Source organism: Bradyrhizobium aeschynomenes, from assembly GCF_013178945.1.
Lineage (GTDB): Bacteria > Pseudomonadota > Alphaproteobacteria > Rhizobiales > Xanthobacteraceae > Bradyrhizobium > Bradyrhizobium aeschynomenes.
On sequence record NZ_JABFDM010000003.1, the window covers coordinates 626,966 to 647,948 of the forward strand.

At 66.0% G+C, this 20,983-nt stretch carries 21 protein-coding genes; 15 read left to right on the plus strand and 6 right to left on the minus strand.

The genetic code is table 11. The features are described from left to right. Positions 1-3: 3 nt before the first annotated feature. The 5 genes from HL666_RS11925 to HL666_RS11945 all read left to right on the plus strand — a co-directional run bounded on the left by HL666_RS11925 (position 4) and on the right by HL666_RS11945 (position 4,990). Complete coding sequence (locus HL666_RS11925; RefSeq protein ID WP_172181559.1) at positions 4-264, plus strand: cytochrome C oxidase subunit IV family protein; 261 nt, start codon at positions 4-6, stop codon at positions 262-264. A gap of 100 nt (positions 265-364) precedes the next feature. Next, a complete protein-coding gene (locus HL666_RS11930) occupies positions 365-817 on the plus strand; it encodes a c-type cytochrome (RefSeq protein WP_172181561.1) in 453 nt (150 codons plus the stop codon). A 36-nt stretch (positions 818-853) separates the two neighbouring features. Continuing rightward, on the plus strand, positions 854-2,200 hold the full coding sequence (locus HL666_RS11935) for a cbb3-type cytochrome c oxidase subunit I (RefSeq protein WP_172181563.1): 1,347 nt from the start codon (positions 854-856) through the stop codon (positions 2,198-2,200). Positions 2,201-2,260: 60 nt separating this feature from the next. Beyond that, positions 2,261-3,073, plus strand: a complete 813-nt coding sequence (locus HL666_RS11940) for a CbbQ/NirQ/NorQ/GpvN family protein (RefSeq protein WP_172181565.1) — start codon at positions 2,261-2,263, stop codon at positions 3,071-3,073. A 3-nt stretch (positions 3,074-3,076) separates the two neighbouring features. Then, complete coding sequence (locus HL666_RS11945; RefSeq protein WP_172181567.1) at positions 3,077-4,990, plus strand: nitric oxide reductase activation protein NorD; 1,914 nt, start codon at positions 3,077-3,079, stop codon at positions 4,988-4,990. 22 nt (positions 4,991-5,012) lie between these two features. Here the strand turns inward: HL666_RS11945 and HL666_RS11950 are convergent, their stop codons facing one another. Further along, the gene (locus tag HL666_RS11950) at positions 5,013-5,447 is read right to left on the minus strand and encodes a DUF2267 domain-containing protein (protein WP_172181569.1); all 435 of its coding nucleotides are present in this window, start codon (positions 5,445-5,447) and stop codon (positions 5,013-5,015) included. Between the two features lie 435 nt (positions 5,448-5,882). Between HL666_RS11950 and HL666_RS11955 the strand changes: the two genes are divergently transcribed. After that, a complete protein-coding gene (locus HL666_RS11955; RefSeq protein ID WP_172112226.1) occupies positions 5,883-6,125 on the plus strand; it encodes a hypothetical protein in 243 nt (80 codons plus the stop codon). Here the strand turns inward: HL666_RS11955 and HL666_RS11960 are convergent. Together HL666_RS11960 and HL666_RS11965 are read right to left on the minus strand one after the other, a co-directional pair. Further along, complete coding sequence (locus tag HL666_RS11960; protein WP_246741523.1) at positions 6,067-7,107, minus strand: LysR family transcriptional regulator; 1,041 nt, start codon at positions 7,105-7,107, stop codon at positions 6,067-6,069. The genes HL666_RS11955 and HL666_RS11960 overlap by 59 nt on opposite strands. After that, positions 7,104-7,259: a hypothetical protein gene (locus HL666_RS11965; protein WP_172112225.1), complete on the minus strand. Its 156-nt coding sequence runs from the start codon at positions 7,257-7,259 to the stop codon at positions 7,104-7,106. The genes HL666_RS11960 and HL666_RS11965 overlap by 4 nt, the downstream gene beginning before the upstream one ends. On the opposite strand from HL666_RS11965, the gene HL666_RS11970 reads away from it, so the two are divergent. The 7 genes from HL666_RS11970 to HL666_RS12000 are packed head-to-tail and all read left to right on the plus strand — an operon-like array spanning position 7,258 to position 13,769. After that, the gene (locus tag HL666_RS11970) at positions 7,258-8,232 is read left to right on the plus strand and encodes an N-carbamoyl-D-amino-acid hydrolase (RefSeq protein ID WP_172181571.1); all 975 of its coding nucleotides are present in this window, start codon (positions 7,258-7,260) and stop codon (positions 8,230-8,232) included. The two genes, HL666_RS11965 and HL666_RS11970, sit on opposite strands and share 2 nt — an antisense overlap. Positions 8,233-8,259: 27 nt before the next feature. Further along, complete coding sequence (locus HL666_RS11975; protein ID WP_172133478.1) at positions 8,260-9,081, plus strand: ABC transporter substrate-binding protein; 822 nt, start codon at positions 8,260-8,262, stop codon at positions 9,079-9,081. Beyond that, positions 9,078-9,932 carry an amino acid ABC transporter permease gene (locus tag HL666_RS11980; RefSeq protein ID WP_172181572.1) on the plus strand — a complete coding sequence of 285 codons (855 nt, stop codon included), beginning with the start codon at positions 9,078-9,080 and terminating at the stop codon, positions 9,930-9,932. Before HL666_RS11975 ends, HL666_RS11980 begins: the two co-directional genes overlap by 4 nt. After that, positions 9,929-10,696 carry an amino acid ABC transporter ATP-binding protein gene (locus tag HL666_RS11985; protein WP_283814789.1) on the plus strand — a complete coding sequence of 256 codons (768 nt, stop codon included), beginning with the start codon at positions 9,929-9,931 and terminating at the stop codon, positions 10,694-10,696. The genes HL666_RS11980 and HL666_RS11985 overlap by 4 nt, the downstream gene beginning before the upstream one ends. Positions 10,697-10,700: 4 nt before the next feature. Then, a complete protein-coding gene (locus tag HL666_RS11990; protein ID WP_172181575.1) occupies positions 10,701-11,519 on the plus strand; it encodes an ABC transporter substrate-binding protein in 819 nt (272 codons plus the stop codon). Further along, complete coding sequence (locus HL666_RS11995; RefSeq protein ID WP_172181576.1) at positions 11,506-12,399, plus strand: polysaccharide deacetylase family protein; 894 nt, start codon at positions 11,506-11,508, stop codon at positions 12,397-12,399. Before HL666_RS11990 ends, HL666_RS11995 begins: the two co-directional genes overlap by 14 nt. After that, the gene (locus tag HL666_RS12000) at positions 12,396-13,769 is read left to right on the plus strand and encodes an amidohydrolase family protein (RefSeq protein WP_172181578.1); all 1,374 of its coding nucleotides are present in this window, start codon (positions 12,396-12,398) and stop codon (positions 13,767-13,769) included. The genes HL666_RS11995 and HL666_RS12000 overlap by 4 nt, the downstream gene beginning before the upstream one ends. Before the next feature lie 963 nt (positions 13,770-14,732). Here the strand turns inward: HL666_RS12000 and upp are convergent. The 3 genes from upp to HL666_RS12015 all read right to left on the minus strand — a co-directional run bounded on the left by upp (position 14,733) and on the right by HL666_RS12015 (position 18,082). Further along, positions 14,733-15,362 (minus strand): uracil phosphoribosyltransferase, encoded by a 630-nt coding sequence (gene upp, locus HL666_RS12005; RefSeq protein WP_172112217.1) that lies wholly within the window; start codon positions 15,360-15,362, stop codon positions 14,733-14,735. Between the two features lie 224 nt (positions 15,363-15,586). Further along, positions 15,587-16,810 carry a URC4/urg3 family protein gene (locus HL666_RS12010; protein WP_172181580.1) on the minus strand — a complete coding sequence of 408 codons (1,224 nt, stop codon included), beginning with the start codon at positions 16,808-16,810 and terminating at the stop codon, positions 15,587-15,589. 15 nt (positions 16,811-16,825) lie between these two features. After that, complete coding sequence (locus HL666_RS12015) at positions 16,826-18,082, minus strand: GTP cyclohydrolase II (protein ID WP_172181581.1); 1,257 nt, start codon at positions 18,080-18,082, stop codon at positions 16,826-16,828. A gap of 254 nt (positions 18,083-18,336) precedes the next feature. Between HL666_RS12015 and HL666_RS12020 the strand changes: the two genes are divergently transcribed. Together HL666_RS12020 and HL666_RS12025 are read left to right on the plus strand one after the other, a co-directional pair. Further along, positions 18,337-19,566, plus strand: a complete 1,230-nt coding sequence (locus tag HL666_RS12020) for an amidohydrolase family protein (RefSeq protein WP_172181582.1) — start codon at positions 18,337-18,339, stop codon at positions 19,564-19,566. Between the two features lie 346 nt (positions 19,567-19,912). Further along, positions 19,913-20,839 carry an N-carbamoyl-D-amino-acid hydrolase gene (locus HL666_RS12025; protein ID WP_172181584.1) on the plus strand — a complete coding sequence of 309 codons (927 nt, stop codon included), beginning with the start codon at positions 19,913-19,915 and terminating at the stop codon, positions 20,837-20,839. The last annotated feature ends 144 nt before the right edge of the window (positions 20,840-20,983 follow it).

Consider the following 20,983-nt stretch of genomic DNA (forward strand, 5'->3'; position numbering starts at 1 on the left):
GCCATGGTCCGCGATCGCCTCACGCTCGCTTGGCTCAACCTGCTGAGCCTCGCCATCGCCACGCTCGCGGCCTCGCTGCTGCCGAATCGCTGGCTCGCCGATGCGCTGGTGCTCTCGCTGGCATTGGCCAAGGGCAGGGTGATCGTGCTGGATTTTCTCGGCCTGCGCCATGCGCCCGCATTGTGGCGTGGCCTGCTCACATCGTGGCTTGCGGGTCTTGTCGCGCTCGCCGGGCTCGCAGTGGCGCTCCGCGCGCTGGTCTGACGGGCGATCGCCGTGCTGCTTGCGCCGCGACAAAGAGAGCCCCGGCAGTGTCGTTAGATTGCTTTCACCATCGACCTTCACCAACCGGAAAGGACGTGTCATGGCGGAACGCCTGACCAAGTCGGCCGCACGGAACGTCTTCTACGGCGGTTCGGCCTTCTTCTTTGCGATCTTCCTCGGGCTGACCGCGCACAGCCACTACTACATGGTCACGACCTCGACCAACGCCGCCACGCTCTCGGACGGCGTCGCGCGCGGCAAGCATGTCTGGGAGAAGAACTCCTGCATCAACTGCCACACGCTACTCGGCGAGGGCGCCTATTTCGCGCCGGAGGTCGGCAATGTGTGGGACCGCTGGGGCGGCAGGCAGGATCCGGCCGCGGCCCGCGAGATGCTGAAATCCTGGATGCAGTCGCAGCCCTCGGGCGCGCCGGGACGGCGGCAGATGCCGCAGTTCAATCTGTCCGACCAGGAGCTCAACGACCTCGCCGACTTCCTGCAATGGACCGACACCATCAAGCGCCAGGACTGGCCGCCGAACAAGGCCGGCTGAGCCGGCATCCCGTCCCCGTCATGAGAGAGATCCGCGATGAGATATGAGACCCAGAAGGTCGCGATGCTGTATTTCTACGGCGCGCTGACGCTCTTCCTCGCCCAGGTCATCTTCGGCCTGCTCGCCGGCACGATCTATGTGCTGCCGAACACGCTGTCGGTCCTGCTGCCCTTCAACATCGTCCGCATGATCCACACCAACGCGCTGATCGTGTGGTCGCTGATCGGCTTCATGGGCGCGACCTACTTTCTGCTCCCGGAGGAGACCGAGACCGAGCTCTACAGCCCGCTGCTCGCCAAGGTCCAGTTCTGGATGTTCTTTGGTGCGGCAGGCGCGGCCGTGGTCGGCTATCTCTTCCACTATCATGAAGGGCGCGAATTCCTCGAGCAACCCTTCATCATCAAGGTCGGCATCGTCGTGGTCTGCCTGATGTTCCTGTTCAACGTCACGATGACGGCGCTCAAAGGCCGCAAGACCACGGTGACCAACATCCTGCTGTTCGGGCTGTGGGGCGTCGCGATCTTCTTCCTGTTCGCCTTCTACAATCCGGCCAACCTCGCCGTGGACAAGATGTACTGGTGGTACATCGTCCATCTCTGGGTCGAGGGTGTCTGGGAGCTGATCATGGCCTCCATCCTGGCCTTCCTGATGATCAAGCTCAATGGCATCGACCGAGAGGTGGTCGAGAAGTGGCTCTACGTGATCATCGGCCTCGCGCTGTTCTCCGGCATCCTCGGCACCGGCCACCACTTCTACTGGATCGGCGCTCCCGGCTACTGGCAGTGGATCGGCTCGCTGTTCTCGACGCTGGAGGTCGCGCCGTTTTTCACCATGGTGATCTTCACGGTGCAGATGACCTTGAAGGCCGGCCGCAAGCATCCGAACCGTGCCGCGCTGCTGTGGTCCGTCGGCTGCTCGGTGATGGCGTTCCTCGGTGCCGGCGTGTGGGGCTTCCTGCATACGCTGTCGAGCGTGAATTACTACACCCACGGCACCCAGGTGACAGCCGCACACGGCCATCTCGCTTTCTTCGGCGCCTATGTGATGCTGAACCTCGCCGTGATGGCTTACGCGGTGCCGCAGCTGCGCCAGCGCGCGCCCTACAATCAGTGGCTCTCGATGGCGAGCTTCTGGATCATGTGCACGGCGATGATGGTGATGACCTTCGCGCTGACCTTCGCGGGGGTCCTTCAGGTGCACCTGCAGCGCGTGCTCGGCCAGAGCTACATGGACGTTCAAGACCAGCTCGCGATGTTCTACTGGGTGCGGCTCGGCTCCGGTGTGTTCGTTGCGATCTCGGCGCTGATGTTCGTCTGGGCCGTGCTGGTGCCCGGCCGCGCGAAGCAGGCCGTGATCCCCGGCGCCCTGCAGCCCGCGGAGTGAATGCCGGCAGGCGGCGGCCCGGCGGTCGCCGCCTGCATTCCCCGATTTTGGAGAGAGATCATGAAAGCCGCCGCGCTGCACGCGATCGACACCGTTTCCTCGTTTCCGCCGTACACGCCGACCGCCAACGAGTGCGCGTTGTTCGAGCATGCCTTTCGGCATCGCCTGCCGGTGCTGCTGAAAGGTCCGACCGGCTGCGGCAAGACCCGCTTCGTGGCGCACATGGCAGCGCGACTCGGCCTGCCGCTGCACACGGTCGCCTGTCACGACGATCTCACCGCCGCCGATCTCACCGGGCGCTATCTGCTCAAGGGCGGCGACACCATATGGACCGACGGTCCGCTGACCCGCGCGGTGCGTGACGGCGGCATCTGCTATCTCGATGAAGTGGTCGAGGCACGCAAGGACGTGACCGTCGTGCTGCATCCTCTCACGGACGACCGGCGCATTCTGCCGCTGGAGCGCACCGGAGAGGAACTGGTCGCGCCCGACGACTTCATGCTGGTCGTGTCCTACAACCCCGGCTACCAGTCGCTGCACAAGGCGCTGAAGCCATCGACACGTCAGCGCTTCATCGCCATCGAGTTCGGCTTCCTGCCGGTCGAGCAGGAGATCGCGGTGGTCGCGGCCGAGAGCGGGCTGTCGCCCGAGCGGGTGCGGCCGCTGGTGGGGCTGGCGCATCGCCTGCGCGCGCTGCAGGGCCACGACCTCGAGGAGGGGGTCTCGACACGGCTCCTGGTCTATTGCGCGACGCTGGTTGCGGCCGGCACGCCGGTCGCCGATGCCGTGCTCGCCGCCATGATCGAGCCGCTCACCGACGATGCCGACGTCAAGGACGCGTTGCGCGAGGTCGCGCACATCGTGATCGGGTGAGCCATGCTCGACTTCCTGGAACTGGAGGAGACCGTTGGCCGCGCCTGGCATCGCCTGGTCGGCACGACGTCGAGCTACCCGGTCCATCCGGATCATGCCGTCGCCATGACCGAGATCAGCGGGCGCATTGCCGTGATGTTCCGTGCGCTCGGTGGCGAGACCTGTGTGCAGATCGCGAGTAGCAAGGCGCGCAAGTCGGGCCACCGGCTCGGCTGGCGCCAGCGCATCGGGCTCGGAGACGAATGCCTCGACCAAGCCGGGCGCGATGGTGCCACATTGTTCCTTCCCGAGACCATCGCGCTGTTGCCGGATCGCGCGCTCAACGCGCAGCTCTACCGATGGCTTGCCGCGTGGTTTGCGACCATGTCGGTCGAGCCGGTCGCGGAGGCGGATCCGCTGCGCCGGGATCTCCTGACGCTGCGGCGTGCCGGCGAGACGACGGCGCTGGTGCTCGCGCGCTTTCCCGGGCTCACCGCTCCTCATGCACAACTCGCCCAAGCGCTTGCCGCGGCTCGGCCGCGACGGCCGCTGCCGCGGCTGGAGCAGCAGGTCGAGTCCGTCGTCATGGCGCTGCTGGGCGCTGGAGCGCCCCTCCGGAATGGGTTGTGGGCCGCCGTCGCCGCCGAGGGCGCTCTCCCGGACACGGCGCCGCCTGGCTACCGGCCGATGCTGCCATGCCCCTTGTGGGGGGATTGCTGGAGCCGCGACGCCATCGCCGCCGGCTGTGATGACGAGGAGAGTGAGACGCCGGCGCAGGACGCAACCGCGCCCGACAGCCGCAAGCGCTTCGCGCAACGCGAGCGTGACGAGAGAACCCAGCGCGATCCGTTCATCCTCAACCGCTTCGAGAAGATTCTCGCCATGGCGGAGATGGTGAACGTCGATCGGCCCTCTGACGACACGGATGATGACGACGCCCGCAAGGCGGCCGATGATCTCGACGATCTCGCGATCAGCAGGCGCAAGGGCAGGCCGGCGAGCAAGCTGAAGTTCGATCTCGATCTGCCCCCCGAGGCGGTCGACAGTGCGCGCCTCGACAGTGGTCGGCTCTACCCCGAATGGAATTATCGCAGCAGCGCTTATCTGCCCGACCATTGCCGCGTGGTGACGAGCGTCGCCACCGAGACCGGGGAGAGCTGGGCTCCGGATGACGCGATGCGCCGTCGCATCCGCGGCGTGCGGCGCCGCTTCGAGACCCTGCGGCCACGCCACGACGTGATGCGCGCGCAGGCCGACGGCCACGACCTCGACATCGACGCGCTGGTCCGCCGGCGCAGCGACCTCAACGCCGGTCACGGCGGGCTCGATCGCGTGCACCTCGCGATGCGTCCGCTCGCGCATGATCTAGCGGTGACCCTGCTGGTCGATGTCTCGCTGTCGACGGACGCGTGGGTCGACGGCGTGCGCGTCCTCGACGTCGAGAAGGAGGCGCTGCTGGTGCTGGCGCACGGCTTGTCCGCCTGCGGCGACAGCCACAGCATTCTCACCTTCACGTCGCGACGCAATTCCTGGGTTCGCCTGGAGACCGTGAAGGCGTTCGGCGAGCCGATGAGCGGGCAGGTCGAGCGACGCATTGGTGCGCTCAGGCCGGGCTACTACACGCGCATCGGCACGGCCGTCCGTCATGCGGCCGGCGAGCTTGCGGAGCGTCCGGAGCGCAAGCGCCTCTTGCTGGTGCTGACCGACGGCAAGCCGAACGACGTCGATCACTATGAGGGACGGTTCGCGATCGAGGACACCCGCAAGGCCGTGCAGGAGTCCAGGCGTGCAGGCGTTGCGGTGTTCGGAGTCACCATCGATGGCTCAGCGCAATCCTACTTTCCAACCTTGTTCGGCCGCGGCGGCTACGCCATCGTCGGCAATATCCGTCGCCTGCCCGCGGCGCTGCCGGCGCTGTACCGGCAGCTGGCGCATTGAATTTGGGAAGCGGGCGCACGCCTCACGTCGCCGGCTCGCGCAGGTTTCGCAGCGGCACCGGCAGGTGCCCCATCAGCTTGTCGAACTCGCCCGGGTCCAGCTTCTCCCAGAGGATTTCGAAGATGCCGCGCGCGGCCTTGAGTGGATCGATCGGGAACTGCGGCGGCAGCTGGCGGAAGATGTCGTCGACGAATTCCTCCAGATGCCGGTCTTTCGTCGGTGTGGCCGCGTGCTGCCAGCTTTCATAGTAGATGCCGCGGATGAGCAGGGGCAGCTGGGCGCCGAAGTTCGCAGCGGTGGCCAGCGGCAGACGGTCGCGCAACACGTGCAACACGGCTCGCAGCGCGTTGTAGGCCTGCTGGCGGCTCGCCAGCCCGAGCCTCTGCTCGATCGCCTTCAGCCAGATGTTGGTTTCCTGGACGGTATGGTCGAGTGCGGTCACGCCGATCTCGCTCATGTGATTCTCCATGACGATGCATAGGGATCGTTGGCGGAACGCCGAACGAGGGAACCGCAACGAGTGATTCGCTTGGACGCCGTGCCAGTAGGCGGCGTGTTCGAAGCGAGAATGTTGACATGCATCAATCTCACGATGTCGTGGTCGATCCTGAGGTAAACGAAGGGTCAACCGGCCCCTGCGGCCACGACGATTGCGCGACGAGCAGGGAGCCGGTTGCTGGAGAATACCAGCCTGTCGCGGCCGCCTATCCAGCATCCCGAGGTCGGCGCCGACCCTCGGTGCGCCATCAGGTTGAACCGTAATCGTCCTGCTTGTGCAGAACGCGTCTTCGCTTGCTCATCGCGACAGACTCACCTTACATCGAGGTCGTTCGAGGCGCGGCCATCTGCGCACTCGACGCCCCCTCAACTCACGAAACGACGTCGGCTCGCAATGCTCAAGTCTGCCCAAGAGAAGTCTGTTTCCAACAAGCCTGCTCAAGACAAATCCGGCAAAGACCTGCCGCTGAGCGGTTATGCCGTCGTGGTCGATGGTCAGATCAAGACGGAGTTCAAGACCAAGGAGGGTGCGCATAACGGTGCACATGATCTGAAGCGTCGGTTCCCGATGTTGCAGATCAAGGTGTACGACGCCGAGACGAAGCAGACGCACGATATCGAGCTGGCGCGCGCGTGATATGCTGGGTCGTGGATGGGTCGGCGATGCCCTCGCCTGCAAGCGGCGAGGGCGTGGTATCCTCCAGTTTTGCTGCTAATCCCATTGCGTCGTGACCATCCGCGAGACGACGGCTCGCATTTCTGACCTCGCTGCGAAACGTCTTTGCCAGATTCGACAGCGGCCTTGCCTCCGACCACAGCACGTAAGCCGAGACGGTCGTGCTCGGCGTAAATGGCCGTACCACGAGATCGTGGCCGCCCTGGTGTGGTGAGAACGGATCGACCACGGCGATACCGACGCCGGCCGCCGCGAGCACGCAGGCCGTGTTGCAATAGCGTACCTCGACGGTCGGCTGGAAATCCGCATCGAGCTGCCGAAAGCTCTCGCGCACGGCCTCGCCGAGGCGGGTGCCGCGCTCCAGCCCGATGAGCGGAAAACCGCCAAGATCCCGCGCGGAAACCACATCGCGCTCCGCAAGCGGATGCTCCGGCGGCATCACGCAGACCATCTCGCCGGTGTGCACGATCTCATGAGCGATGCCGGGATGATCCGACAGGCCGAGCGCGAAGCCGAGTTCGGCGACGTTGCCGAGCACGCCCTCGATGACGCCCTCATAGCGCCGGACGTCGAAGAACATCCGCGTCTGTGGCCTGCGTCGCAGGAAGCCCGACAAGGTCGGAGGGATGATGCTGTAGGCGAGCGGCGGCGTGGCGACGATCGAGAGATGACCCGTCCGCTGCTCGCGCAGGTCGCGCACGCGATTTTCCAGCCGCGCATGCAACATGAAGATCGCTTCGCTCTCCTCAAACAGGGTCATCGCCTCCGGTGTCGGAAACAACCGGTTGTTGACGCGCTCGAACAGCGTGAAGCCGGCCTGCGCCTCCATCGCCTTGAGCGCATTGCTGATCGCCGGCTGTGACAGCGCCAGCTCCTCGGCCGCGGCGACGGTGGTGCGATGGCGGATGACGGCCCGCAGGATTTCCAGCTGACGCAGGTTCATGTGAACGCCCTATAAGCCCGGGTGATGGTCTCGGCCAAAATATCATAGCGTGCGGCCGCATCGGCGGATTGCAAATCCCGCGCCGCTTTCGCCAAATGATCCCTTCTTTCGGTGCGCGCATACAGGCGGCCCTTCGCCTGATCGTTCGGCATGGCGCACAGATCGGAGGCACTCTTGAGCCGTATCTTCCGCGCCGCCGCCGCCCAGATGGGGCCGACCCCGCGCGCCGACAGCCGGGCGCACACGCTGTCCCGCCTGATAGAACTCTTGGAGCAGGCCGCCGCCCAGGGCGCGAAGCTGGTGGTGTTTCCCGAGCTTGCCTTCACGACCTTCTTTCCGCGCTGGATCCTGGAGGGCGACGCACTCGATCAGTATTTCGAGCGCAGCATGCCGAATCCGTCGGTCGCGGCGCTGTTCGAGCGTGCGCGGGTGCTTCGTGTCGGCTTCTATGTCGGCTATGCCGAGCTGACGCCCGACGGCCGGCGCTTCAACAGCTCCATCCTCGTCGATCCCGACGGCGAGGTCATCAGCAAGTACCGCAAGGTCCATCTGCCTGGCTCGGTCGAGCCGCGCGAGGGCGCCAAGTACCAGCAGCTTGAGAAGCGCTATTTCGGTTATGGCGATCTCGGTTTTCCCGCGGTGCGCGCCGGCTCCGAGTGGGGCGGGGCGATCATGGGCATGATGATCTGCAACGACCGCCGCTGGCCGGAATCCTGGCGCGTACTGGGGATGCAGGGAGTCGAGCTGGTCTGCGTCGGCTACAACTCCGCGGCCTACGATCCGAACGGCGGCAACACCGAGGATGCCTCCCTGCGCACGTTCCATTCCACGCTGGTGGCGCAGGCGAACGCCTACATGAACGCGACCTGGGCGATCGCGGTCGCCAAGGCCGGCGACGAGGACGGCAGCGGCCTGATCGGCGGGTCCTGCATCGTCGATCCCAATGGCTGCATCGTCGCGCAGGCCAAGACGCTCGGTGACGAGGTTCTCGTCGCCGACATCGATCTCGATCTGTGCCGGCAGGGCAAGGACAAGATGTTCAACTTCGCGGCGCACCGCCGGCCCGATCAGTACAAGCTCATCACCGAGCGTGCCGGCGTGGTCGAGCCGGTCGCCGTCGATTAGCCATTTTGCCCGGAGGAGTCTTGCACGATGAGCCGATCGTTGTTCGCAGGTTTCGTCACCTTCGCGCTGCTCGGCGCGGCCGGCGCGGCAGAGCTTCCTGCCGACATCAAGCAGGCGGGGGCGCTCAAGCTCACGGTCAACTCGACCTACGCTCCGATGGAATATCATGACCCCGCTACCAACGAGCTGAAGGGGCTGGACATCGATCTCGCCAACGAGCTGGCGAAGCGTCTGGGCGTGAAGATCGTCTGGAGCGAGACGCCGTTCGCCGAACTGATCCCCTCTCTCCAGACCAAGCGCGCCGACTTCATCATCTCCGGCATCTCCGACCGCGCATCGCGGCGCGAGACGGCCGATTTCGTGGACTACCTCGTCACCGGCCCGCAATTCTTCGTGCTCGCCGAGAGCGATGCGAAGTCCGCGATCGATCTCTGCGGCAGGAAGATCGGTACGACCCGCTCGACCAGCTTCCCGCAGGAGATCGAGAAGTGGAGCAAGGCCAATTGCGAGGCTGCCGGAAAGCCCGCCGCGCAATATGTGCCGGGGGAGAACTCGATCGACGTCCGCAATCAGCTGAAGCAGGGCCGCATCGACGCCGCGGTGCAGGGCAGCGAGACCTTGCCCTATGCGCAATCGCAGGAGGCCGGCAAGTATCGCATCATCGGGGAGCCCATTGCGTTCGGCTATCAAGGCATCATGTTCCGCAAGGATGATTCGGGATTGCGCGAGGTTGTCACCGATCAGCTCAAGGCGATGATCGCTGACGGCAGCTACAAGGCGATCCTCGACAAATGGGGCCTCGGCGCCAATGCGGTGCGCGAGCCGATGCTGAACGCGGCGCCGCAATGAGCCGCAGCGAAGCGCTCGCCGACGGTTTTCCGGATCTCTCCGGCCACAGAATCGCGCGGCAGGCGCATTGGGGGCGTTGGCTGACAGCCGCCATCATCGTCGTCATCCTCCTTGCGATCGGCCGCGCCTTTGCGCGTGGGCAGATCGAATGGTCCTTCGTCGAGCGCTTCATCGCTGCGCCGGTGATCCTGCGCGGCATCGTCAACACCATGGTCATGGCGGTCGCTGCGATGACGCTCGGCATCGCGCTCGGCGTTGTCGTCGCGATCATGCGGCTGTCGCCGAATCCGGTGCTGCGCACGGTCGCCGCCGGATATACGTGGCTGTTTCGCGGCACGCCGCTGATCCTACAATTGCTGCTGTGGTTCAATCTCGCGCTGGTGTTTCCGACCATCGGCATCCCCGGCCTGTGGAGCGCGCGCGCCGTCGACGTGATGACGCCGTTCCTCGCGGCGCTGCTCGGGCTCGGCATCAACCAGGGTGCGTACACCTCGGAGGTGATGCGGGCCGGCCTGCTGTCGGTCGACATCGGCCAGTACGAGGCGGCGCAGGCGATCGGCATGGGCCGCTTGCAGGCGCTGCGCCGGATCATTCTGCCGCAGGCCATGCGCGTCGTGATCCCGCCGCTCGGCAACGAGTTCATCGGCCTGGTCAAGGCCACCTCGCTCGCGAGCGTGATCCAGTATCCGGAAGTGCTGCATTCGGCCGAGAACATCTATTACGCCAACTCCCGTGTCATCGAGCTCTTGATCGTCGCCGGTCTCTGGTATCTGCTCGTGGTCTCGATCCTCACGCCGTTGCAGATGCTGCTCGAACGCCGCTTTGCGCGCGGCATCGCGCGGAGCCGCTGATGAAGCCGCTGGTCGCGATCCGCCAGGTCAGCAAGCACTTCGGCGAGTTCCAGGCGCTGAAGCAGGTCTCGCTCGACGTGTTCGAAGGCGAGGTGGTCTGCCTGATCGGGCAGTCCGGCTCCGGCAAGACCACGTTGCTCCGCTGCGTCAACCAGCTCACCAGCGCCGACAGCGGCGGCATCTGGCTCGACGGCGAGCTGCTCGGCTTTCGCGAGCAGGACGGCCGGCTGCATCGGCTGTCCGAGCGCGAGATCGCGCGGCAGCGGCTCGCCTGCGGCATGGTGTTCCAGCGCTTCAATCTGTTCCCGCACATGACGGCGCTGGAGAACATCATCGAGGGCCCCGTGCAGGTGCAGAAGCGCAAGCCGGCCGAGGCCAGGGATGCGGCGATGGCGCTGCTTCGCCGCGTCGGGCTGGCTGACAAGGCCGGCTCCTATCCGTCGCAACTGTCCGGCGGCCAGCAGCAGCGCGTCGCGATCGCACGCGCGCTCGCGATGACGCCGCGGCTGGTGCTGTTCGACGAGCCGACCTCGGCGCTCGATCCGGAATTGGTCGGCGAGGTGCTCGGCGTGATGAAGCAGCTCGCGACCTCCGGCATGACCATGCTGGTCGTCACCCATGAGCTCGGCTTCGCGCGCGAGGTCGCCGACCGCGTGGTCTACATGGACCAGGGCGTGATCGTGGAGAGCGGTCCGGCCGGCGAGGTGCTGCGCGCGCCGCGCGAGGCGAGGACCAGGGCATTTCTGGCAGCTGAAGTGGGGTGAGATCATGAAGTTCAAGTCGATCCTATTGGCCGCCGTCGCAAGCGCGGCGATGGTGGTGGCAAGTGCTGCGGCCGAGCTTCCGGCCGAGATCAAGCAGAACGGCCTGCGCATCGCGGTGGTGCCGAACTATCCGCCGATGGAGTTCAAGGATCCGGCCACCGCGACCCTGACCGGCTTCGACGTCGAGCTCGGCGAGGCGCTGGCCAAGAAGCTCGGCGTCAAGGCGGTGTGGCAGGAGACCAGCTTCGACCAGCTGATGCCGGGCCTCGCCACCCAGCGCTTCGACATCATCCTGACCGGCATGACCGACCTCAAGAGCCGGCAGGAGACCGCGAGCTTCATCGACTATCTGCGTAGCGGCCCGCGCTTCTTCGTGCAGGCCTCGCGCGCCGCCGAGTTCAAGGAGCCGGCGGCGCTGTGCGGCAAGAAGGTCGGCGCCTCCAGGCGCACGATGTTCCCGAAGGACATCGCGGCCTGGAGCGACAAGAACTGCGGCGCGACTCCGATCGAATTCGTCGGCACCGAAGGGTCGGCCGATGCGCGCACGCAGCTCAAGCAGGGCCGGATCGATGCCGCCGTGCAGGGCAACGAGACCTTGCCCTACATCATGGACCTCGAGCCCAACACCTATGTGCCGGTCGGCACGCCGATCGCCTTTCAGTATACCGGGCTCGCGACGCCGGTGAAGGCGGAGGACCTGCGCGAGGCGCTGCGCGCCGCGCTGGAGGCGCTGATCGCCGACGGCAGCTACAAGGCGCTGCTGGCGAAGTGGAAGCTCAGCGACAACGCGATCGGGAAGGTGACGATCAATGCCGGACAGTAAGGCGCTCGCAGGCATCCCGCTCATTCCCTCCAACACGGCGCCGCCGGCGCCCGACTATCCGTGGCCCGCGCCCTACAAGGCGGCCATGTTCCTGTCGTTCGACATCGACGCCGAGAGCGCCTGGACGTCGAAGGACCCTGCGCATGCCGCGCGCCTGGTCACGATGAGCTTCGGCGGCTTCGAGGCCCGCGTCGGCACGCCGAAGCTGCTCGAGCTGCTCGCCGACCTCGATCTCAAGGCGACGTTCTTCATCACCGGATGGGCGGTCGATGCGCATCCGGCGATGGCGGAGGCCGTGCTGAAGGCCGGCCATGAGATCGGTCATCACGGCTATCACCATCTGCTGCCCGATCCCGGCGATCCCTTCATCATCGAGGAGATCGAACGGGGCTTCGATGCGCTTCAGCGCCGGCTCGGCGTCCGTCCGATCGGCTATCGTGCGCCGTTCGGCGAGTTCTGCGAGGAGCTGCGCGTCGCGCTCGTCCGCCAGGGCATCGTCTACACCTCCTCGTTCCGCGACGACGTCAGGCCCTATCGCCACCGCTTGGCCTCCGGCTCGCCCGGCACGATCGAGATCCCGGTGACGTCGAGCTATGACGACTGGATGCACGGCCTGTCGGCGCGGTTCTCGCCGCGCTCGATCTTCCCCAAGGAGCACGTGCTGTCGATGTGGAAGGACGAGCTTGACGAGGTCCGCGACTGGGGCGCCATGGTCACGACCGTCCTGCATCCGCAGGTCTCGGGGCGGCCGATGCGCTTCCGCCTGCTGCGCGAATTCCTCAACTACACCAAATCGTGCCAGGACGTCTGGATCACCACCGGCGCGGAGATTGCAGCGAACTACCAGCGTCATGAGGCAGCGGAAACCAAGGGCGCATGAGCACCACAGCGATCTTCGGCAGCTACGTGCTGACGCATAGTGATGGCGTGCAGGGCGTGCTGCGCGACCATTGGGTGCTGGTGGAGGGCAAGCGCATCGCGGCGGTGACGCGCGATCGTCCCTCGGCCGACGAGGTGTTCGACCGGCCCGGCCGCTTCGTGCTGCCCGGTCTGCTGAACCTGCACAACCACATCTTCAGCGAAGCGATTGCGCGCACGCTGACGGAGGACGGCAACGGCCGACGCAACAACAAGAGCATCGTTTACACGGTGCTGCTGCCGCTCTCCAAGCGCGGCGCCGAAATTCTCTCCGCCGAAGAGCGGCTGGCGATCGGCCGCACGGGCGTGTTGCAGCTCCTGAAGGGCGGCGCGACCACGGTGATGGAGCCGTTTCGGAACACGATCCCCGAGCTGTTCGATGCGGCGCTCGAGATGGGCCTGCGCTTCTACGGCGCGCCCTATCTGTTCTCGACGTCGGACGCCAAGGCGGACGCCTCCGGCGTCGTGCATTATGCCGGCGATGACGGCGAGGCCGACATGGCGGCCTGGAACGCGCTGCATCAGCGCTGGCACGGGCAGGGGGACGGTCGCATCCGTCTGGCGATGAGCCCGCATGCGACCGACACCTGCGGACCTGATCTGTTGCGCGCTGCTGCGAGGCGAGCGCGCGAGCTCGACGTTCCCGTCACGACGCACATGGCGCAGAGCGCCGGCGAGGTGGCCACCATCGGGCAGCGCTATGGCGGGCGCACGCCGGCCGAATATCTCGACTGGCTCGGCCTGCTCGGGCCCGATCTTCTCGCCGCGCATTGCCATGCCTCGACCGATGCGGATCTGAAGCTGATGGCCGCGCGCGGCGCCGGCGTCCTGAACTGCCCGCGCGTGTTCGCCCGCGCCGGCGTCACCGCGGCGTTCGGCCGCTTCGCCGCGCATGGCGTGCGCACCGCCGTCGGCACCGACGGATACAACATGGACCTGCTCGGCGAGCTCAATGCGGCGTCGCTGATCTCGAAGGTCGCGCTCGGAAATGCCGAGACCGCGAGCGCGCCGGAACTGATCGACGCGGTCACCGCGGCCGCGGCCGCGATGATCAAGCGCGACGATCTCGGCGTGATCGCGTCGGGCGCGACCGCCGATCTCACCGTCGTCGACATGACGCATCCGCATCTCCAGCCGCTGCATGATCCACGTCGCGGCCTGATCGCGCTCGCCAACCGCGCCAATATCGACCAGGTGATGGTCGATGGCCGGCTGCTGATTTGCGAAGGCCGTTATCTGCATGGCGACGAGGTGGCGATCACAGCCACTGGTGCTGCGGCGATCGAGAAGATCTGGGCGCTGCCCGAGGCACAGGCCGCGTTCGCGGGCTGACAGCGCGTCAGCGCATCGTCTCAAACAACCGGGCAGGCTGCATCGTTGCCGCGGCGCAGATCGCGCCCGGATGATGCCGCAGTCGTCGCCCTCGTGAATGATGAGGGCGCAGGGAAGGCCGGGTGCCGGTCGCACCCATGGTCCGCGTGCAACAAAAAGCACGCGGCAGAACCACAGGTACGGACCGGAGCATCCGGCCTTCCCTGCGCGATGGTTTACGGCTTATACGCGATCTTCCCGGTGCCCGGCTCGTTGGCCACCGTCATCGTCCGATGCGTCACACCGGCCGACTTGATACCAGCTTCGGGGTATCAGAACCACGCGACTTCGCCGTCCGCAGAGCACCGCTCGTCCGCGCAAGCGCTTTACGATGCTGCCACGTCCACCGCATTGCCGATCCAACGTCTCGTGACGACGCGTACGCCCCTCATCCGGACCGGAACGGAGGGAGCATAAATCAGAAAATCCGAAATTGGGAAGAGATTTATTTCTGCGCGAGGTCTTGAAGTCGAGCTTGTTGTTGGATCCGCAGCGGAATATCGCGTTTTCGCGCGAGGCGGAGCGACGGCCGCGACGAAAAAAATCGGCAGTGAGGACGTGTAGTGAGTGCCCGACGGGCGGATCAAGCCGCTGCGGCGTTGCCGGACGCTGTTGGTGCGGCTCGCAGCTCGGGCCTCATGGTTCGAGACGGCGCGCGCTTGTTCGTCGATTGCTCTCATGCGCAGATCGGCGCGCGCCTCCTCACCATGAGGGTCCGGCACCGACGTCGGGTGCTGGATCCCGTGCCATGAACACGCCGACAGTCGTGTTCCTGGAGACCTGCCTCTCACGAGGCTTCGGCGCAGAGAACTTGGCCGACGCCGAATCCTGCCACTCCTCACCCTGAGGAGCGCGCCGAAAGGCGCGCGTCTCGAAGGGCGAGGCCCGGATTACCGCGTCCTCTTGGTCGAGTCGATGCGAGCCTTACCGCGTCCCATACGCCCGGTCGCCGGCGTCGCCGAGGCCGGGGACGATGAAGGCGTCGTCGTCCAGGCCCTCGTCGATCGCCGCGGTCCACAGCGTGACGTCGGGATGCAGGCCGCGCACGCGCTCGACGCCTTCGGGAGCGGCGATCATGCAGACCATGCGGATGTCCTTGGCGCCGCGCTCCTTCAGCCGGTCGACGGCGGCGACCGCGCTGTTGCCGGTCGCCAGCACCGGCGTCACCACGACGGCGAGACGCTCGTGCAGGTCGGACGGCGCCTTGAAGAAGTACTCGACGGCAGTGAAGGTCTGCGGTTCGCGGTACAGGCCGATATGGGCAACGCGCGCGGTCGGCACCAGGTCGAGCATGCCGTCGACGAAGGTGACGCCGGCGCGCAGCACCGGCACGAACACCAGCTTCTTGCCGGCGATCTTCGCTGACTGCATCCGCGCCAGCGGCGTCTCGATCTCGACCTCCGTGAGCGGCAGGTCGCGCGTGACCTCGTAGCAGAGGAGCATGCCGATCTCCTTCAAGAGCTCGCGAAACGACTTGGTCGAGATCGACTTGTCGCGGATCAGGGTCAGCTTGTGCTGCACCAGCGGATGATCGACGACCGTGACGCCTTCCATGGCTTTCATCTCCGAATAATGCGGCACGGGAGGTGCACCCTCTCCCCTTGTGGGAGAGGGTGGTATGAGCGCGCGTAGCGCGATCATACCGGGTGAGGGGTCTGTTTCCGCGGAGAGAACCCCTCACCCGGCTCGAACTCGCTCCGCTCGTTCGATGCACCCTCTCCCACAAGGGGAGAGGGTGCACCTCCCGTGTCGGGCATGACGAATCTCTATCAAACCCCTTAAAACACCGTGCCGTCGCTGATGATGGTGAGCGGCGGTGAACCATCGGGCCGCCGCTCGAAGGCGAGCTTGCGGCCGGCGGCCCAGGTGCCGCCCTCTAGGATGCGGGCGAGCGGCAGTTGCTCGGGCGTCTGACCGGTACGCACGCGGATCAGCGCGGCCAGCCGGTCGAGCAGGGCGACGGTGAGCGCGCGCCATTCCACCACCAGCGGCGAGTCCACGGCATGCGCTCGCGCGGCATCGGCGGGATCGCGCAGGCTCAGCACACCGCCGTCCACGAACAGGCCGCCATTGCGGTATTCGGCGAGGCCGGTGAGGCCGTCGATGTTGTCCACCACGAGGCCCGCGCGCTGCAGCGGTTCGATCAGCGAATAGCTCAGCCATTGTGACAGCTTGTGCAGGGGAACGAGGCCGGTGGTCGCATCGGCCGTCACCAGCGATGCATGCCTCCAGCAGTCGCCGAGCGCGACGCCTTGCAGCGTCAGACGTGACGGCCAGATCGGGCCGAGCTGCTGCAGCACCTGCTGCAGGATGTCAGCCGCATCGATGTGGCCATCCACGGCGCCGGCGACGAGCTGATCGAAAAGCCCGCCGGGACGCGGAGCATCCTTGGTTCCGAAAATCTCCGGCTTCGCGGCGACTACTTCGCCCAACCGCCGCAGCAGCGCGACGCGGCCTTCCAATCCGACCAGCGGATTGTCAGCGCCAACCTGAAAGCCGCGTTCGAGATCGGCGACGGTCAGCTGTTGCAGCTTCGCCGCGTCTGCGCGCAGCGGATCTGCCGGGTCGGCGGAAAACGCGCCGCGGGAAAACATGTCGAGGCTCGCCAGCGCCAGTCCCTCGGAGCGGCCGATCCGCGCGCCGGTGACGGCATCCAGATAGCGCCAAGCGGCACCGGCGCCGGCGTCGAGCAGCACGCTGGTGATGGCGAGATCGAACTCGGCGCGCGCGCGCGCCGCCGCATCCGGCCACTCCACCCTCTCAGCGATTGCAGCCCAGCGATCGACGCTGCCGACCACGAAGTGCCGCCAGCGTGAATGGAACGGCACCTCGCCGTTCGGATACGCCTTGCTCGTGACGTCGCGTACGAGATCGGCGATCGCATCCAGTTTGCCGAGATCGATACGAAAATGCGGCAGCTTGTCGTCGAGGCCGAGGGCAAGCAGTTGATGCGCCCGCTCGCGGACGGCGCGGGCGGACAGGAGATATGAGACGTCTGTCATGATCGGCCGCTGCGCTCAGTACTTCTCGAGCGGGCGGCCGACGGTGTCGCCGAGCTCTTGCGGTTTTTGCGGCTCCAGCGAGAAATAGCCGGCGGCCTTCTTGGCTGCGATCTCGACATGGGCGTCGGCCGGGATCAGCTCGTCGGGGATCGGCACGCGCTCGACGATGTCGACGCCTTGTCCGACCAGCGCATCGTGCTTCATGTCGCTCATCGAGATGAAGCGGTCGATGCGCGTGATGCCGAGCCAGTGGATCACGTCGGGCATCAGCTGCTGGAAGCGCGCGTCCTGCACACCGGCGACGCATTCGGTGCGCTCGAAATAGGCCGCGGCGGCGTCGCCGTCCTCCTGGCGCTTGCGCGCATTGTAGACCAGGAATTTGGTCACCTCGCCGAGCGCGCGGCCTTCCTTGCGGTTGTAGACGATGATGCCGAGCCCGCCATTCTGGCCGGCGGCGACGCATTCCTCGATGCCGTGGATCAGATAGGGCCGGCAGGTGCAGATGTCGGAGCCGAACACGTCGGAGCCGTTGCATTCGTCATGCACGCGACAGGTGATCTTCGTCCTCGCGTCATTCAGCTTGGTGACGTCGCCGAACAGATAGACGGTCGTACCGCCGATCGGCGGCAGGAACACCTGCAGGTCGGGTCGCGTCACCAGCTCCGGATACATGCCGCCGGTCTGCTCGAACAGGCCGCGGCGCAGATTGGTCTCGCTGGTGCCGAAGCGTGCGGCCACGCCGGGCAGGTACCACACGGGGTCGATCGCGATCTTCACCACCGACACGCTGCCATTGGCATGCACGACCTCGCCGTCGTGAACGAGGCGCTTGGCGGCCATCGCCGCATGCAGCTCCGGCAGTTCGATGCGCGCCTTGGTCACCGCGATGGTCGGCCGGATGTCGATGCCCTCGGCGATCTCGCCGCCGAAGTTCTCGGCGACCAGATGGCCCCAGGGATCGAGCGCGACGATCTTGGCGGGATCGCGCCATTGGCCGAACGGGCCGATGGTGGCGGCGGGATGGGTGTTGGTGAGATCGGGGCGACGGATCGGATCCAGCGCGCCGGAGGAGACCGCGAGCGCGCGGTACACCGTGTAGGAGCCGCCATGGCTGCCGATGACGTTGCGGTCCTGCGGACGCGACACCGTGCCGATGATCGGCCCGCGCTCGCGCGCGCTCGCCGCGCCCCAGTGGAGCGGGAAATTGTGCTTGGCGCCTGGCACCGGGTGCGAGGTCAGGCGGATGTGATCCGTGCGGTTGGAGCGAGTCATCGGACAGCTACCCCCAAAACGGCAACGGCCCGCCTTGACGACGGGCCTGAGCAGAACGCGTTCACGTTATCCATGCACCAATATAGCAGTTTTTCCACAGCAAACAAGTGGCCCGGATCGGCCGTCTGTTTGTAAACGAATGGTGACGAAGCGGCTTGCAACGCAGCGCGGCGTCCATCCCTGGCATGGCGCTTGCCTTTTGAGCGCCGCGCCGCCAGCGTGGCGCGCAGGGAATCTTCGACGGCAAAGGCGGCATGGACCTGATCATTCGCAACGCGGTGCTGGCGCAGCAGGGCGAGCTGCGCCGCGCCGATATCGGAATTTCGAAAGGCCGGATCGTGGCGATCGAGGCCGCGCTGCGGGCCGACGGCGAGGAACGCGACGCGGAGAACTGCCTCGTCGTTCCCGGCTTCATCGAGACCCACATCCATCTCGACAAGACCTGCATCCTGGATCGCTGCACGATCCGGGAAGGTACGGTGGCCGAGGCGGTGCGCGAGACGGCGGCCGCCAAGCGTCACTTCACGGCCGAGGATGTCTACAACAGGGCGAAGCAGACCGTGGAGCGCTGCGTCAGCCACGGCACGATGCGGATGCGCACCCATGTCGAGCTCGATCCCGGCATCGGCTTCATTGCGTTCGAGGCCATCCAACAACTCGCCCGCGATCATGCCTGGGCGCTCGATCTCGAAATCTGCGTGTTCCCGCAGGAAGGCCTGACCAACTATCCCGGCACCGAGGAGCTGCTGATCGAGGGCCTGCGCCGCGGCGCGCGCACCATCGGCGCGGCGCCGTATTTCGACACCGATCCCCCGGCACAGATCGACCGCATCTTCGCGATCGCGCGCGAGCACGACGTCGACATCGACATGCATCTCGATCTCGCCGAGACGCTCGATCACATGCAGATTGAATATGTCTGCCGCAAGACGGAGGAATATGGCTGGGGCGGTCGCGTCGCGGTCGGGCATGTCACGCAGCTGTCGCTGCTGCCGCCGGAGCGCTTCAATGCGATCGCTGTGCAACTCGCCAAGGCCGGCGTCGCCGTCACCGTGCTGCCCTCGACGGATCTGCATCTGATGGGCCGGCGCCACGATCATGCGATCCCGCGCGGCGTGGTGCCGCTCGAGCCGCTGCGCGACAAGGGCGTGACCTGTTCGCTGTCGACCAACAACGTGCTCAATCCGTTCACGCCCTATGGCGACGGCTCGCTGATCCGCATGGCCAACCTCTACGCCAATGTCTGCCACGTCTCGCGCCCCGACCATCTCGCCGGCTGCCTCGACATGGTGACGCATGATGCGGCCAAGCTGATGCGGCTTTCGGATTACGGCGTGACGGTCGGCGCGCCGGCCGATCTCGTCTGCATCGATGCGCGCGATCCGACCGAAGCGGTGGCCACATTGGCCCAGCCGCTGTGGGGCCTGAAGCGCGGCCGCCCGTCCTTCTCGCGCACGCGGCCGGTGCTGCATCGGCCGGTGTGATCGTAGGAATGGGGTGGGTGAGTAAGGCGGCAACCATTGTTCTCTCGACATTTGCCGAGTGCCGTCTGTCGGCCCCGCGCTGTGCGATACAGCGCCCTCTCCCCTTGTGGGAGAGGGCATCACCGGCCCCTCCATGTCCTCGTTCGGGTGAGGGGTATCTCTCCGCGAATGATGCTCGTGGAGAAATACCCCTCACCCTGCCGAGCTTGCCGACCCGTCCTACATGCCCTCTCCCACAAGGGGAGAGGGCGCATATATGGACACGGCGTTTGATCGGTCGATCTTCAAGTTTCGCAATGCCGATTCCAAACAAGATGTCGCTACGAACTAACCGTGGAGCTCCACCATGCGTGTGATCAACGTCGCCGCGGCCCAGATGGGGCCGATCCAGCGGGCCGAGAGCCGCGAGGCCGTCGTCGCGCGCATGACCGCGCTGCTGGACGAAGCCAAGCAAAAGGGGGCCGACCTCATCGTCTATCCGGAGCTGGCGCTGACGACGTTCTTTCCGCGCTGGTACATCGAGGACCAGACTGAGGTCGATACCTGGTTCGAGCGCGACATGCCGAACGCCGCGGTGCAGCCGCTGTTCGACCGCGCCGCGCAGCACGGCATCGCGATGTATCTCGGCTATGCCGAGCTGACGCCGGACGGGCACCACTACAACACCGCCATCCTGACCGACCGCGAGAGCCGCATCGTCGGCAAGTACCGCAAGGTGCATCTGCCCGGCCACGAGGAGTTCGAGCCGGAGCGCAGCCACCAGCATCTGGAGAAGCGCTATTTCGAGCCGGGCGACCTCGGCTTTCCGGTCTGGCGCAATCTCGGCGGGATCATGGGCATGGCCATCTGCAACGATCGCCGCTGGCCGGAGACTTATCGCGTGATGGGGCTGCAGGACGTCGAGCTGGTGCTGATCGGCTACAACACGCCGTCGGTGAACTCGCTGAAATCTGCGGAGGGACTGCAGCAGCGCCTGTTCCACAATCGTCTCTCCGCGCAGGCTGGCGCCTACCAGAACTCGTGCTGGGTGGTGGCTGTGGCCAAGGCCGGTATGGAAGACGGCCATCATCTGATCGGCGGCAGCCTGATCGTCAATCCCGACGGCGAGATCGTCGCGGAAGCTGTGACGGAAGGCGACGAGGTGCTGGTCGCGCCTTGCGATATGGATGCGACGCGCTTCGGCAAGCAGACGATCTTCGATTTCGCGAGGCATCGAAGGGTGGAGCATTACGGGCTGATCACCAGCCGCACCGGTGCGGTGCCGCCGGAGTGAGGCGGCTAGTTTTCAACTGGTGAGCTGAGCAGAGGGCCGTTGTTGGACCCCAGCGTCCATCAACGGTGTCGTCCCGGCGAACGCCGGGACCCATACCGCGGAATCTATCGAGGAGCGGAACTGGCAGTTGCATGCCTCACGTCG

Bases quoted from the DNA above. Each gene is read 5' to 3' on its own strand.
- HL666_RS11925 (WP_172181559.1), top strand. From the start codon at position 4: ATGGTCCGCGATCGCCTCACGCTCGCTTGGCTCAACCTGCTGAGCCTC.
- HL666_RS11930 (WP_172181561.1), top strand. From the start codon at position 365: ATGGCGGAACGCCTGACCAAGTCGGCCGCACGGAACGTCTTCTACGGC.
- HL666_RS11935 (WP_172181563.1), top strand. From the start codon at position 854: ATGAGATATGAGACCCAGAAGGTCGCGATGCTGTATTTCTACGGCGCG.
- HL666_RS11940 (WP_172181565.1), top strand. From the start codon at position 2,261: ATGAAAGCCGCCGCGCTGCACGCGATCGACACCGTTTCCTCGTTTCCG.
- HL666_RS11945 (WP_172181567.1), top strand. From the start codon at position 3,077: ATGCTCGACTTCCTGGAACTGGAGGAGACCGTTGGCCGCGCCTGGCAT.
- HL666_RS11950 (WP_172181569.1), bottom strand. From the start codon at position 5,447: ATGAGCGAGATCGGCGTGACCGCACTCGACCATACCGTCCAGGAAACC.
- HL666_RS11955 (WP_172112226.1), top strand. From the start codon at position 5,883: ATGCTCAAGTCTGCCCAAGAGAAGTCTGTTTCCAACAAGCCTGCTCAA.
- HL666_RS11960 (WP_246741523.1), bottom strand. From the start codon at position 7,107: ATGAACCTGCGTCAGCTGGAAATCCTGCGGGCCGTCATCCGCCATCGC.
- HL666_RS11970 (WP_172181571.1), top strand. From the start codon at position 7,258: ATGGCGCACAGATCGGAGGCACTCTTGAGCCGTATCTTCCGCGCCGCC.
- HL666_RS11965 (WP_172112225.1), bottom strand. From the start codon at position 7,259: ATGCCGAACGATCAGGCGAAGGGCCGCCTGTATGCGCGCACCGAAAGA.
- HL666_RS11975 (WP_172133478.1), top strand. From the start codon at position 8,260: ATGAGCCGATCGTTGTTCGCAGGTTTCGTCACCTTCGCGCTGCTCGGC.
- HL666_RS11980 (WP_172181572.1), top strand. From the start codon at position 9,078: ATGAGCCGCAGCGAAGCGCTCGCCGACGGTTTTCCGGATCTCTCCGGC.
- HL666_RS11990 (WP_172181575.1), top strand. From the start codon at position 10,701: ATGAAGTTCAAGTCGATCCTATTGGCCGCCGTCGCAAGCGCGGCGATG.
- HL666_RS11995 (WP_172181576.1), top strand. From the start codon at position 11,506: ATGCCGGACAGTAAGGCGCTCGCAGGCATCCCGCTCATTCCCTCCAAC.
- HL666_RS12000 (WP_172181578.1), top strand. From the start codon at position 12,396: ATGAGCACCACAGCGATCTTCGGCAGCTACGTGCTGACGCATAGTGAT.
- upp (WP_172112217.1), bottom strand. From the start codon at position 15,362: ATGGAAGGCGTCACGGTCGTCGATCATCCGCTGGTGCAGCACAAGCTG.
- HL666_RS12010 (WP_172181580.1), bottom strand. From the start codon at position 16,810: ATGACAGACGTCTCATATCTCCTGTCCGCCCGCGCCGTCCGCGAGCGG.
- HL666_RS12015 (WP_172181581.1), bottom strand. From the start codon at position 18,082: ATGACTCGCTCCAACCGCACGGATCACATCCGCCTGACCTCGCACCCG.
- HL666_RS12020 (WP_172181582.1), top strand. From the start codon at position 18,337: ATGGACCTGATCATTCGCAACGCGGTGCTGGCGCAGCAGGGCGAGCTG.
- HL666_RS12025 (WP_172181584.1), top strand. From the start codon at position 19,913: ATGCGTGTGATCAACGTCGCCGCGGCCCAGATGGGGCCGATCCAGCGG.